The 12173-nt window shown below is 63.4% G+C and carries 13 protein-coding genes and 1 riboswitch; of the genes, 8 read left to right on the top strand and 5 right to left on the bottom strand.

What is annotated here, in order from left to right:
* The 3 genes from H7C86_RS33800 to H7C86_RS33810 all read left to right on the top strand — a co-directional run.
* On the top strand, nt 1-754 hold a 754-nt coding region (locus H7C86_RS33800), incomplete at its 5' end, for an ABC transporter permease (RefSeq protein WP_182263200.1).
* A 132-nt stretch (nt 755-886) separates the two neighbouring features.
* The gene (locus H7C86_RS33805; RefSeq protein WP_020906687.1) at nt 887-2341 is read left to right on the top strand and encodes a M20/M25/M40 family metallo-hydrolase; all 1455 of its coding nucleotides are present in this window, start codon (nt 887-889) and stop codon (nt 2339-2341) included.
* A 113-nt stretch (nt 2342-2454) separates the two neighbouring features.
* Nucleotides 2455-3306: an adenylate/guanylate cyclase domain-containing protein gene (locus tag H7C86_RS33810; RefSeq protein ID WP_019744506.1), complete on the top strand. Its 852-nt coding sequence runs from the start codon at nt 2455-2457 to the stop codon at nt 3304-3306.
* Between the two features lie 4 nt (nt 3307-3310).
* Here the strand turns inward: H7C86_RS33810 and thiD are convergent, their stop codons facing one another.
* Nucleotides 3311-4153, bottom strand: coding sequence for a bifunctional hydroxymethylpyrimidine kinase/phosphomethylpyrimidine kinase (gene thiD, locus H7C86_RS33815; RefSeq protein WP_003945044.1), 843 nt, complete (start codon nt 4151-4153; stop codon nt 3311-3313).
* Nucleotides 4150-5781, bottom strand: a complete 1632-nt coding sequence (gene thiC / locus H7C86_RS33820) for a phosphomethylpyrimidine synthase ThiC (protein WP_259349392.1) — start codon at nt 5779-5781, stop codon at nt 4150-4152. The genes thiD and thiC overlap by 4 nt, the downstream gene beginning before the upstream one ends.
* A riboswitch (TPP riboswitch) is annotated at nt 5772-5880 on the bottom strand. (Overlaps the previous gene by 10 nt.)
* A 149-nt stretch (nt 5881-6029) precedes the next feature.
* On the opposite strand from thiC, the gene H7C86_RS33825 reads away from it, so the two are divergent.
* The gene (locus tag H7C86_RS33825) at nt 6030-6461 is read left to right on the top strand and encodes a GNAT family N-acetyltransferase (RefSeq protein WP_223257849.1); all 432 of its coding nucleotides are present in this window, start codon (nt 6030-6032) and stop codon (nt 6459-6461) included.
* Between the two features lie 44 nt (nt 6462-6505).
* Here H7C86_RS33825 and H7C86_RS33830 read toward each other — a convergent pair whose 3' ends face one another.
* Genes H7C86_RS33830 through H7C86_RS33840 form a run of 3 tightly spaced genes read right to left on the bottom strand, consistent with a single transcriptional unit; the run spans nt 6506 to nt 8874 of the window.
* Complete coding sequence (locus H7C86_RS33830) at nt 6506-7306, bottom strand: exodeoxyribonuclease III (protein ID WP_020906690.1); 801 nt, start codon at nt 7304-7306, stop codon at nt 6506-6508.
* 16 nt (nt 7307-7322) lie between these two features.
* Nucleotides 7323-8234 carry an N-acetyltransferase gene (locus H7C86_RS33835; RefSeq protein ID WP_081328989.1) on the bottom strand — a complete coding sequence of 304 codons (912 nt, stop codon included), beginning with the start codon at nt 8232-8234 and terminating at the stop codon, nt 7323-7325.
* A 40-nt stretch (nt 8235-8274) separates the two neighbouring features.
* Complete coding sequence (locus H7C86_RS33840; protein ID WP_019744501.1) at nt 8275-8874, bottom strand: peptide deformylase; 600 nt, start codon at nt 8872-8874, stop codon at nt 8275-8277.
* Between the two features lie 244 nt (nt 8875-9118).
* Here H7C86_RS33840 and H7C86_RS33845 point away from each other — a divergent pair, with 244 nt between their 5' ends.
* The 4 genes from H7C86_RS33845 (at nt 9119) to H7C86_RS33860 (ending at nt 12131) form a co-directional block, all read left to right on the top strand.
* Entirely contained in the window at nt 9119-9469 is a 351-nt protein-coding gene (locus H7C86_RS33845) for a DUF3263 domain-containing protein (RefSeq protein WP_007730120.1), read from the top strand.
* 53 nt (nt 9470-9522) lie between these two features.
* Nucleotides 9523-10119: a LytR C-terminal domain-containing protein gene (locus H7C86_RS33850; RefSeq protein WP_142006090.1), complete on the top strand. Its 597-nt coding sequence runs from the start codon at nt 9523-9525 to the stop codon at nt 10117-10119.
* A 95-nt stretch (nt 10120-10214) separates the two neighbouring features.
* A complete protein-coding gene (gene sodC, locus H7C86_RS33855) occupies nt 10215-10916 on the top strand; it encodes a superoxide dismutase[Cu-Zn] (RefSeq protein WP_182263201.1) in 702 nt (233 codons plus the stop codon).
* A gap of 90 nt (nt 10917-11006) precedes the next feature.
* Entirely contained in the window at nt 11007-12131 is a 1125-nt protein-coding gene (locus H7C86_RS33860; RefSeq protein ID WP_003945034.1) for a glutamate--cysteine ligase, read from the top strand.
* Nucleotides 12132-12173: the final 42 nt, after the last annotated feature.

A 12173-nucleotide genomic window follows, 5' to 3' on the forward strand; every position in this document is an offset into this window, starting at 1 on the left:
TGAACGTATCAAGATCACCACGACCAAATCACCGTTGTGGTGCACGATCATCATCGTCGTGCTCGCTCTCGGCTTCGCGGCCATCATGGGCGCGGTTGCCAAGTCGGCTCTGACGTCCTCCGACGTCCAGGGAGCACCGGACCTCGACACCGCCGTTGCCACGGCCGGCATCTCGGGTTTCGGAATCATGGTTCTCATGATCATGGCGGCCCTCGCGGTCACCAGTGAGTACCGCTTCGGGACCATCCGCACCACCTTCCAGGCAGTTCCGAACCGTGCCTCGGTTCTCATCGCCAAAGCCGGCCTCATCGGTGCCTTCGGCGCGGTGCTGACGTTTGTCCTCGCCTTCGGGTCCTACGCGGTGGCCAAAGCCATGGCCGGTACCGAGGCCAGCACGGGCCTGACCCTGTCGACCGGCGATGACTGGCGTGCGATTTACGGCATCCCGGTTTACGCCTTCCTCTGCGTGATTCTTGCTGTCGGCGTCGGATCGATCATCCGCCAGTCTGCGGGCGCTATTGCGTTGCTCCTGCTCTGGCCGCTGCTCATCGAGAGCCTGTTCGGACTGTTCGGCAGTGTCGGCGAGAAGATCACCCCGTTCCTGCCGTTCGCGAACGCAAACCACTTCCTCAGCCCTGGCGGCGGAAGCCTTGATTTCCACTGGGGACCCTGGGGCAGCCTGATCTACTTCGCGGCCTTCGTTCTGGTGATTTTCGGAGCAAGTATTGTCATCGTGAATCGTCGCGACGCCTGATCTTGTCGCTCCCTCGGTAGGTGTTGTCGGGAGACCTACCGAGAACGCGGAGTGACAGCAGAGTAGGGACCCAGTACGAAAAACCATTCGTACTGGGTCCCTTTCCTGTGCTTCGGCCGATATCCTCCGAAGATGAGACTCTTCGGTGTGGTTGTGGTCGGAATGGCTGGAGCACTCGTGGTGAGTGGATGCTCGTCGTCGGGAAGTGAAGCAGCCGTCCCGGCAGACCCGGTGGCATTCTCCGAGACCGTCACGGTCGACGCAGTGACCGGGCATCTGGAGCAACTCGAGAAGATCGCCGGTAACAACGACGGCAATCGATCGGCCGGAACCCCCGGCTACGACGCCAGTGTCGACTACGTGGCAAACCTGCTCGAAGACAAGGGCTTCGACGTCAGTACCCCGGAATTCGACTTCAGCTCCTTCGATCCCGGCACCGAATCCCTGAAAGCTACTGACGGCTCCGATGTTCCGGTGCGGGCGTTGACATATTCCCCCTCCACAGGACCGACCGGAATTACGGCACGCCTGGTGGTGATTCCCGCCGACGAGACACCAGGTTGCGAGGCCACCGACTACGACGGCCGCGACGTGAACGGTGCAATCGTGCTGGTCACCCGCGGAGTGTGCCCGTTCGGCGACAAGCAGAAGATCGCCGCTGACCGCGGCGCGGCAGCGTTGTTGGTTGCCAACAACGAGGACGCGATGCTGGGCGGGGCAACCTTGGGTGAACCCGAAGACGCCCGCATCCCGACCGGCGGGGTGAGCAAGGCGTCGGGCGAGGCTCTTGCCGTAGCGCCCGGAGACCTCACGCTGATTCTCGACACGTCGACGGAAACGACGAAGTCGCGCAACGTGATTGCACAGACCAAGACCGGCGCGACCGACAACGTGGTTGTCGTGGGCGCCCACCTGGACAGTGTGCCGGAAGGTCCCGGAATCAACGACAACGGAAGCGGCACCGCAGCCGTGCTGGAAACCGCGCTGCAGATGGGAAGCTCACCGAGCATCGAGAATGCCGTGCGTTTCGCTTTCTGGGGAGCGGAAGAAGTGGGATTGGTCGGCTCCACCCGTTACGTGGAAGGTCTGAGCGATCAGGAACGGGCCGACATCGCCCTGTATCTGAATTTCGACATGCTCGGTTCGCCCAATGCCGGATACCTGGCTTACGACGGTGACAACTCGGATGCGGTCGGGGAGGGGCCAGGGCCCGAGGGTTCGGCAGGCATCGAGCGCACCTTCGTCGATTTTCTCGCCGATCGGGGGATTGCGGCGGACGGAACGGACTTCGACGGGCGTTCCGACTACGGCCCGTTCATCGAGATCGGAATCCCGGCGGGCGGAGTGTTCAGCGGCGCGGACGAACGCAAGACGCCGGCTCAGGCCGAGAAGTGGGGCGGCGAAGCGGAGGAGACCTTCGACCCGAACTACCACAGTGCCCAGGACAACCTCGCGAACATCGATCGCGAAGCGCTCGCTGCCAACGCTTCTGCAGTAGCCTTCGGAGTTGCGACGTATGCCCAGGATTTGAGCGGGCCGAACGGCGTTCCCGTCGGCGATGCCCGGACACAGGCCAGAACCGAATGATCGACTGACCGAATGATCGACTGACCGAATGATCGACTGTGCGAGCGACCAGGAGGCCACTGTGCGAGAACGGCGGCAGCACACTGTCTGTAACTCTGAGTTACGCTTGAGTTATGGCTGATCTGTCCCCGGAGGGCACCGACACGACAGGTGCTCCTTCCTCCTCGGTTCGAGGCGTCGTCGACGTCGTCTTGAACTCTGCGGCAGAACTGAACCGTCGGCAGCAGCTCATCGACGCGCTACGACGGCTGAGGCGGGCACTACCCGGTGATCCCGGATTCGGAGATCCGCTCTCGCTGGCAGGTCCTGGCGGTGCCCGCGCCGTGGCCCGCGTCGCTGACAGATTGCTCGATCAGAAGCCGGCAGCCACTCGCGAAGTGAGCCTCGGAGCACTGCAGGTGTGGCAGGCGGCGCTGGAAAAGATGGGCCGCGGCCGCGGTGATCAAGAACTGACCATCGTCTTCACCGATCTGGTTGGCTTCTCCACCTGGTCACTCGAAGCCGGTGACGGCGCCACGCTGACGCTCCTGCGTGCCGTGGCGCAGGCCGTGGAAACCCCGATCACCGACAACGGCGGACACGTCGTCAAACGGATGGGCGACGGTCTGATGGCCGTGTTCATTCGCCCGGATGCGGCTTTGAAGGCGGTGTTCACCGCGCAGGACGCACTCGCGGAAGTCGACCTCGACGGATACACCCCACGAATGCGCGTCGGCCTCCACACGGGTACTCCGCGCCAGATCGGCGACGACTGGCTCGGCGTCGACGTGACCATCGCCGCCCGGATGATGGGCTTGGGCGGCGACGGCAACGTCATGATGTCGGCGACAACTCTCGAGGAACTCGAAGCCGGCACCCTGGAGGATCTCGATCTCACGATCCGGCCATGGCGGCGAGGGTTTTTCGCGACCACTCCCAACGGAGTTCCCGTCGACCTGGGAATCTGGCGCGTACGCCGGAACTAGCGCACTAGACCTGGAGCCGCCAAAGCGGGGACACCGGACCATGTCCTGCGCCGAGGTCGTACGACGCCTCGAGACACTTGGTCACCCACTCTTTGCCGAACGCCACCGCGTCCGGAACGGAATAGCCATGTGCGAGAGCGCAAGTGATCGCAGCGGCCAGCGTGTCTCCGCCGCCGTGATCGTTGCCGGTGTCGATCCGGGCACTGCTGAATTCGAGGAAACGGTCGCCGTCGAACAACAGATCGGTGGACAACTCCGAAGTACGAAGGTGGCCGCCCTTGACGATGGACCATTGAGCGCCGAGCGCATGCAACGCTTCTGCCGCTTGGCGGGCGCTCTTGTCGTCGACGACCTCGATGCCGGTGATCAACCGAACCTCGTCGAGGTTCGGAGTGACCACCGTGGCAGCCGGAATCAAGGTGTTGCGGACCGCGTCGAGAGCTTCTTCGTGCAACAGCGGATCGCCGTGCATCGACGCGCACACGGGGTCGACCACCAGCGGGATCGGCCGGTCGCGGCCGATCCCCACCTCGGCGGCAACTGCGGCTACCGCTTCGATGATCGTCGTCGAGGCCAGCATTCCCGTCTTCGCTGCGCCGACGCCGATGTCCGAGACCACGACGCGCACCTGGTCGGCGACGATCTCCGGCGGAATCTCGTGGAATCCGCTGACGCCCACCGAATTCTGGACCGTCACAGCGGCGACGGCCACACAGGCGTGTACTCCGCACATCGCCATCGTGCGGGAATCGGCTTGAATGCCGGCTCCGCCGCCGGAGTCGGTTCCGGCGATGGTCAATGCCCGAATCGGGGTCTGTCCGGCGGGGGTCAGGGGCAGCAGCTTCACGACGACGAGCCTACCGACCGGACCTGGGGAAACGGCAGCTCGGTCCGGATGGACTCGGTTTCCGGGATTTCCGCTTCCAGGATTTCCGCGTACTGACGTACGTCCGCCGAGATCCGCATCGAGCAGAACTTCGGCCCGCACATCGAGCAGAAATGTGCGGTCTTGGCGGGCTCTGCCGGTAGTGTCTCGTCGTGGAACTCCCTGGCGGTGTCCGGGTCGAGTGACAAAGCGAACTGGTCCAACCAGCGAAATTCGAAGCGCGCCTTGGACAGTGCGTCGTCGCGGGCCTGTGCATTCGGGTGCCCTTTTGCCAGGTCTGCTGCATGGCCAGCGATCTTGTAGGTGATCACACCGGTTTTCACGTCGTCTCGGTTGGGCAGGCCGAGGTGTTCCTTGGGTGTGACGTAACAGAGCATCGCCGTTCCCGCCCGTGCGATCATCGCCGCACCGATGGCGGAGGTGATGTGGTCGTACGCCGGCGCGATATCGGTAGCGAGCGGTCCGAGGGTGTAGAACGGTGCCTCGTCGCAGAGCTCTTCTTCCAGGCGGACGTTTTCCTCGATCTTGTCCATGGGAACGTGTCCGGGGCCCTCGATCATGACCTGGACTCCTGCGGATTTCGCAATCTGCGTGAGTTCTCCCAGAGTGCGAAGCTCCGCGAATTGGGCGGCGTCGTTGGCGTCGGCGATCGATCCCGGTCGAAGCCCGTCACCGAGGGAGAACGTGACGTCGTATCGGCGCAAGATCTCGCACAGTTCGTCGAAGTGTGTGTAGAGGAACGATTCCTGCCTGTGGTGCATGCACCACGCGGCCATGATCGCGCCGCCGCGCGAGACGATTCCCGTGACGCGACCAGCAGTCAGAGCGATGTAACCGATTCGTACACCGGCATGCACGGTCATGTAGTCGACGCCCTGCTCGCACTGCTCGATTACCGTGTCGCGGTAGATTTCCCATGTCAGAGCAGTGGGATCTCCGTTGACTTTCTCGAGTGCCTGGTAGATCGGTACCGTGCCGACCGGTACGGGTGAGTTGCGCAGAATCCATTCACGGGTCAGGTGGATGTCCTTGCCGGTGGACAGGTCCATGATGGTGTCGGCGCCCCAGCGGATCGCCCACACCATCTTTTCGACTTCCTCTGCAACAGAGGAGGTTACGGCCGAGTTCCCGATATTCGCGTTGATCTTGACGGCGAACTTCTTGCCGATGAGCATCGGCTCCAGCTCGCCGTGGCGATGGTTCGCGGGAATTACCGCCCGCCCGCGAGCCACCTCGGAACGCACCAGTTCGGCTGAAACGCCCTCGCGTGCAGCGCAATAGCGCATCTCCGGGGTGATCACACCGTCTCGGGCGCATTCCAGTTGCGTCCGATTGCTTTCCGGGCGTTCCCAGGTGTCCCTGGTCGTCGGCAGCCCTGCATCGAGGTCGATGTCGGCGTCCGTGTCGGTGTAAGGACCTGACGTGTCGTACAGGTCCAGATGCTCACCATTGGTGAGAGTGACGCGTCGAAGTGGGATCCGGAGAGAATCCGATTCGACGTAGTGCTTGCTACTGCCCTCGATCGGGCCGGTTGTCACAGCGGTGTGGACAGTCGCGTGAACAGCCGTACGGACAGACTTCTCCTGCATGGTGCGCTCCCTACGCCGGCATTATCCGGTCAGGTTCATCCGGTCGACGGCCCTAGCCGTCCTCTCAGCCCGCTGGTGCGAGCCCCCGTGGTGGTTGTATGAAATTTGTGCTCGCTGTCACAGCGGCACCGGCCGACTCTATCTCAACCCCGAAAAAGCGTTTCAGTGCGATTGCGGTGGAGTCGTTCGCGGTGCAAAAATTGGTCGAACCCGGGACAGCGTCGTCGGTAGCTGATTCTATGAGTGGCATGGATCACAGTTATGGAGAGCGTGCGAACGCAGCAGTCGCAGATCGCGCAGTTGCAGATCGTGCCGTGGAGGTCGCCGCAATGAACGACATCGAAAACTCGAGAACCGGAACCTCACCGGAAGTCACGCTCGTGGACAATCCGTCGCACGAACGATTCGAACTGCTCTCCGACGACGAGTTGGTCGGCATCCTCGGATACCGCGACGAGGACGAGATTTCGGGGAGCGGAGCCGAAGCGGGCGACGTGGTTGCGTACATGCATACCGTCGTCAAGGAGGAGTACGGCGGGCAGGGACTGGCAGCCGTACTCGTGCAGTTCGCGATGGACTGCGCCCGTGAACGTGAATGGTCGGTGCGGCCTGTGTGCACCTATGTTCAGCGGTACCTCGGCGAGCATCCCGAGTATCTGGAACTGCTCGTCGAGGACTAGCCGCCGGAGGTTGCAAACAGACGATCAGGCTCCGAGCTTTACGATCACCCGAGCTTTACGATCACTGGAGCGTGATCGCTGGCGCCCTTGCCTTTTCGCTCGTTTCGATCGATCTCGGCCGCCTCGACGCGCGCTGCGAATGCCGGAGAGCCGAGGATGAAGTCGATTCGCATGCCCTGCTTCTTCGGGAAGCGAAGCTGCGTGTAGTCCCAGTACGTGTACACACCGGGACCGGGGGTGTACGGGCGAACGACGTCCGCGAACCCGGACTCGGTGAAGGCGGTGAACGCAGCTCGTTCCGGCTCCGACGTGTGGGTCTTGCCCTCGAAGAAAGCGGGATCCCACACGTCGTCGTCCGTAGGAGCGACGTTCCAGTCACCGACCAGGGCGATCTGCGCGTCGGGATCCTGCTTGAGCCAGCCCTCCGCGTCGTCGCGCAGCTTGGCCAGCCAATCCAGCTTGTAGGCGTAATGCGGGTCTTCCAGCTCACGGCCGTTGGGGACGTACAGGCTCCACACCCGCACACCGCCGCAGGTGGCACCGATCGCACGTGCCTCGCGGACCGGGTCTGCCTCGGGATCCTTGTCGAACCCGGGCTGATCCTCGAAGCCGATCTGCACGTCGTCCAGGCCGACGCGCGAAGCGATGGCGACACCGTTCCACTGGCTCAACCCGACGTGGGCGACCTCGTAGCCGATTTCCTTGAAGCGTTCGTACGGAAACTGCTCGTCCTTGCACTTGGTTTCCTGCATTGCCAGGACGTCGACGTCGGATCGACCGAGCCAGTCGATGATCCTGTCGGTACGGGCACGGACGGAGTTGACGTTCCAAGTAGCGATGCGCACGAGGGCAAGCCTAGCGTCAGCCGCCGACAGGATCGGTGGCGTATCGGTAGCGGTGGTGTTCGACGAATCCGAGCCGCTCGTAGAGCGCGATCGCCGCGGAGTTCTCCGCCGAAACCTGGAGGTACGCGTGCGTCGCACCGTTCTGACGACCCCAGGAGAGTAGATCTCCGCAGATCAGCGACCCGATTCCGTGACGACGGTGTTCAGGGGCGACGTGAATGCCGGTCAGTCCTACCCAGCGCTTGCCATCGGGCGCCTCGGTGAGCGCAGCGCGCCCGATGGCAAGCGTCGTGTCGGTGTTTCCGATCGCGCCGAAAGTTGCACTGCCCACGACAGCCGTGAGGACCGCCTCGACGTACGCCGGATCTCCGTGGGCGTCGTACGTCGACAGCCAGTTGTGGTCGGGGCGGTCGGCGAACGAGGTGACCGGAGGACCGAGCGGCAGCGTGACACTGCCCAGATCGGCGGCCATCACGATGGTTTCCTTCTCGCTGGTCCACCCGTCCGGAGCGGTGCCGAGTCGATCGGGGAGGAGCAGCAGGGTCGGCAGGCCGCGGTCACCGAACCACTGGCGTATCCGCTCGATGGTGCTCGCGTCGAAGCCGGCAACCGTCCCCGCACCACCGAGCGGCAAAGCCGAATTGGCGCGGCCGGTGAAGCCGTGACCGGCGCGCAGCAACCAACCGTCGATCCACGCCTGCTCGACCCCCGGCCACGCCGCCGCAGCAGCCGTTTCGAGGTTTCGAATCTCGCCGATGCGAATCGGACGGGCCGAGAGAGTCTTGAGTGCAATCACCTGATCGGCGGAGACCTGGACCAGCCGACCGTCGCCGCTGCGGACGGCGATGGGATCGGCACCCTCGAGGATGCCGATGACGTCGGTCATGGGATGCGAATAGCCGGGTGGGAGCTTGTATCGCAAAACCACCCGGCTACCGATCGAAATGTTGCCGTTCAGAGCGAAATTCTCAGTCTTCGTAATCGTCGTCGTCGTGACCGAACGGATCGTCGACGGTGCCCGGCGTCCAGGTCAGACCGGGCTTGCCCCAACCGGAACGCTTGATGATCTTCTTGGCGGCGCGCGCGTTGCGGCCGATCAGCACGTCCGTGTAGAGGAAACCGTCGAGATGCCCGGTCTCGTGCTGGAGCATCCGTGCGAAGAATCCGGTGCCCTCGACCTCGATCGGGTTGCCGTCGGCGTCGGTGCCGGTGACCTTCGCCCAATCGGCGCGGCCCGTCGGGAACTGCTCGCCGGGAACGGAAAGGCAACCCTCGAAGTCTTCTTCCGGGTCGGGCATCGTCTGGGGGATTTCGGACGTCTCGAGTACCGGGTTCACGACGACGCCGCGACGACGCTCGCTGCTGCGGTCGTCACCGGGGCAGTCGTAGACGAAGACTCGGAGTGAAACGCCGACCTGATTGGCCGCCAGACCGACGCCGTTGGCGGCGTCCATCGTCTCGTACATGTCTGCGATCAGTTCGGCGATCTCGGCCGGGGACTGAGTGACCGGCTCTGTCGCCTTGTGCAGTACCGGGTCGCCGACGATTCGGATGGGGAGGATAGCCATGCGGACAAGGATAGTGCGGCGCGCCCGCGTAGTTATCACGGCCCGCACACTCGATCATGGTTCAATGGTTGCTGAAGAACAGCGATGTAATTCGTTGCTCGGTCGGAACGTGGGCCGCGGGGGAAATTGTGAGTTACCTTCGGGCCAGGGGACCGGGAAACTCACGGCCGCGAGAATATCGGTCGGAAAAGAACACCGGGCATACGAGTCTCGCTGACGCCGAGCACAGCAGTCGAGGAGTGACATGGACGGCGCAACCGCGCGTAGTCGGAACCAGTCCGAAGGCACTGGCGCCGACGATTCGGTAGTAGATACAGCAGGCATGCACGAGGTGGGCGAAGACGGCCTCACCCGCCGGGAGCACGACATCCTCTCCTTCGAGCGCCAGTGGTGGAAGTACGCCGGTGCGAAGGAAGAAGCCATCAAGGAGTTGTTCGACATGTCGGCAACCCGCTACTACCAGGTTCTCAATGCCTTGGTCGATCGCCCCGAATCCTTGGCGGCTGATCCCATGCTGGTCAAGCGCCTGCGTCGTCTGCGTGCCAGCCGTCAGAAGGCCAGGGCCGCCCGTCGCCTCGGCTTCGAGGTCACCTGAATCACGCGTACATATGATCGGGCTGTCCACGCACTGGCGATAAGGTCGACATCGTGAGTACCCCGAAAGAGCAGCCGTCCGGACCTCCGCTTCGCGCAATCGCCATGGTGTTGATCGCGTTGGCGATCGTGTTCATCGGTCTCGGAGCAGCCTCACTGGGTGGATCGAGCGACGGTGGATCGGGCGACGAGAACACCGCAGCACAGCAGGCCGAATCCTCGGCGTCTGCCACGACGAGCGCCCCCGCGTCGGCACCTGCCACTTCCAAGCCGGCAGCGACGACGCAACCCGCTTCGGGCGATACCACCACTACGTCGCGTCCCTCGGGAACTGCGACGACCACGACTTCCAGCTCCGCGAGCGGCGTCGACACGTCGAATATCAGCGTTCGAGTTCTCAACAACAGCACCGTCTCGGGTCTGGCAGCAGGCACTGCCGAGGAATTGACGGCTGCAGGTTGGAACGTCGAGGAGACGGGTAACTACAGCGAGGGCACCGTCAGTACGACGACGGTGTACTACGGATCGTCCGCGGCGGAGAAGGCAGCGGCGCAGAAGATCGCAGCTGAACTCGGAGTCACCGCAGAACCTCGATTCGCCGGCATCGCGAACGCGTCACCTGGCGTGATCGTGATCGTGACCTCCAACTGACCGGTCGTGAAGGTGGAACTGACCCGTCGGTTCCAGCTACTACACGCGCCGTTATGATCAGAAGCACTTTCTCGCCACCTCAAAGGAGCGGTTCGATGGCCCCCAGCAGCACCCGGCGTATGTCCTGGCGCGTCGTTGCCCCTGTAGTCGCGATTGCCGCTTTCGGCTTGACCGCTTGCAGTAACAGCGAAGAGCCCAGCAGCGTCCCCGGCACGACTCCTCCGGTGTGGACCGGTGCAGCCGATCCCAGCGCGCACGAAAGCGCGGGCGGCCACGGTTCCGAGACGGCTCACGCCGGCGCTTCTGCCGAAACGGTCACCGCAACACTGAACGGCACCGACGGCGCCAAGGTCGGAACGGTCACGTTCGCGCAGGAAGGTAGCGACGTCAAGGTCACCCTCGACGCCAAGGGCCTGACCCCCGGCTTCCACGGATTCCACGTTCACCAGGTCGCCAAGTGCGAGACCAATTCCGTAGCCCCCAGCGGCGGAGAGCCGGGTAACTTCCTCTCGGCAGGCGGACACTTCCAGGCCGAGGGTCACACGGGCCACCCGGCGAGCGGTGACCTCACTTCGGTTCAGGTCCTCGAAGACGGCACCGCCACGCTGGTCACCACGACCGACGCGTTCACCGTCGACGAACTGGTCGCATACGGTGGAACATCCGTCATGATCCACGCCGGTGCGGACAACTTCGGCAACATCCCGACGCGTTACGCGCCGGCACCGGATCAGCAGACCCTCGACACCGGTGACGCCGGCGGACGCGTCGCTTGCGGTGTCATCACCAAGAGCTGACAAACTCACCTGAGTTTTGCATCACTTCCGGCGACTACCACGCAGTAGCCAGCACGGTGTTTTTACCGACACTGTGATTGGATTCTCTGCGTGGTAGTTCCATTTCCAGGTTCGCCGCGCCCGACGCTGGGCGTGGAGTGGGAGATCGCGCTGGTCGATCGCAAGACCAGAGATCTCTCCAACACAGCAGCCGAGGTGTTTTCGGCGGTCGAAGAGCTTGCCGGCTCGGAAACCCCGCACATCACCAAGGAACTACTGCGAAATACCGTCGAACTCGTCACGGGTATTCACTCGACGGTCGGCGAGGCGATGAGTGATCTCGACAGGTCACTGGATCTGCTTCGCCGCGCTGCGAATCCGCTCGGCGTCGACCTCATCAGCGCGGGCACGCACCCGTTCGCGCAATGGTCGACGCAGCTGGTCACCCGGACACCCGACTACGACGAACTCATCGAACGCACGCAGTGGTGGGGTCGGCAGATGCTGATCTGGGGCGTGCACGTTCATGTGGGTGTCTCGTCCGCGGATCGCGTTTTCCCGATCATCAACGCACTGCTGCAGCGCTATCCGCACCTGTTGGCGCTGTCGGCGTCCTCGCCGATGTGGGCCGGTGTGGACACCGGCTATGCGTCCAATCGCGCGTTGATGTTCCAGCAACTCCCCACCGCGGGCCTTCCGTACCAGTTCGAGAACTGGGCCGAATACGAGTCGTTCATCGACGACCAGATGAAGACCGGTGTGATCACCAAGATCGGCGGCATGCACTGGGACATCCGTCCCGCGCCGAAGTGGGGAACCATCGAGGTCCGGGTGTTCGACGGCGTCTCGACACGCGCTGAACTGGGTGCTCTCGTTGCTCTGGTCCACTGCCTCATCGTCGATCTGGACCGCAGACTGAGTGCCGGTGAGACTCTGCCGAACATGCAGCCGTGGCACGTCAAGGAAAACAAGTGGCGCGCAGCGAGATACGGACTGGACGCCGAGATCATCCTCGACTCCGACGCAAACGAGTGCCTCGTCACTGACGATCTGGATCGCCTGCTCGACGACTTGGCGCCGATAGCGGTCTCACTCGGCTGCGCGGACGAGTTGGCGTCGGTGGCGGACATTCCCCGTCGCGGTGCCTCCTACCAGCGTCAACGCCGTGTCGCGGAAGCGACGGGCGGCGATCTGGTTGCGGTAGTCGACGCATTGGTCGCGGAGTTGGGTACTTAGAGCACTCCGTGTTGCCGATGGTTTCGTAGGGTCGAAATACGG

It is taken from the genome of Rhodococcus sp. UFZ-B548 (assembly GCF_903819475.1).
GTDB classification, from domain to species: domain Bacteria; phylum Actinomycetota; class Actinomycetes; order Mycobacteriales; family Mycobacteriaceae; genus Rhodococcus_F; species Rhodococcus_F erythropolis.

Bases quoted from the DNA above. Each gene is read 5' to 3' on its own strand.
- H7C86_RS33805 (WP_020906687.1), top strand. From the start codon at position 887: ATGAGACTCTTCGGTGTGGTTGTGGTCGGAATGGCTGGAGCACTCGTG.
- H7C86_RS33810 (WP_019744506.1), top strand. From the start codon at position 2,455: ATGGCTGATCTGTCCCCGGAGGGCACCGACACGACAGGTGCTCCTTCC.
- thiC (WP_259349392.1), bottom strand. From the start codon at position 5,781: ATGCAGGAGAAGTCTGTCCGTACGGCTGTTCACGCGACTGTCCACACC.
- H7C86_RS33825 (WP_223257849.1), top strand. From the start codon at position 6,030: ATGGATCACAGTTATGGAGAGCGTGCGAACGCAGCAGTCGCAGATCGC.
- H7C86_RS33840 (WP_019744501.1), bottom strand. From the start codon at position 8,874: ATGGCTATCCTCCCCATCCGAATCGTCGGCGACCCGGTACTGCACAAG.
- H7C86_RS33845 (WP_007730120.1), top strand. From the start codon at position 9,119: ATGGACGGCGCAACCGCGCGTAGTCGGAACCAGTCCGAAGGCACTGGC.
- sodC (WP_182263201.1), top strand. From the start codon at position 10,215: ATGGCCCCCAGCAGCACCCGGCGTATGTCCTGGCGCGTCGTTGCCCCT.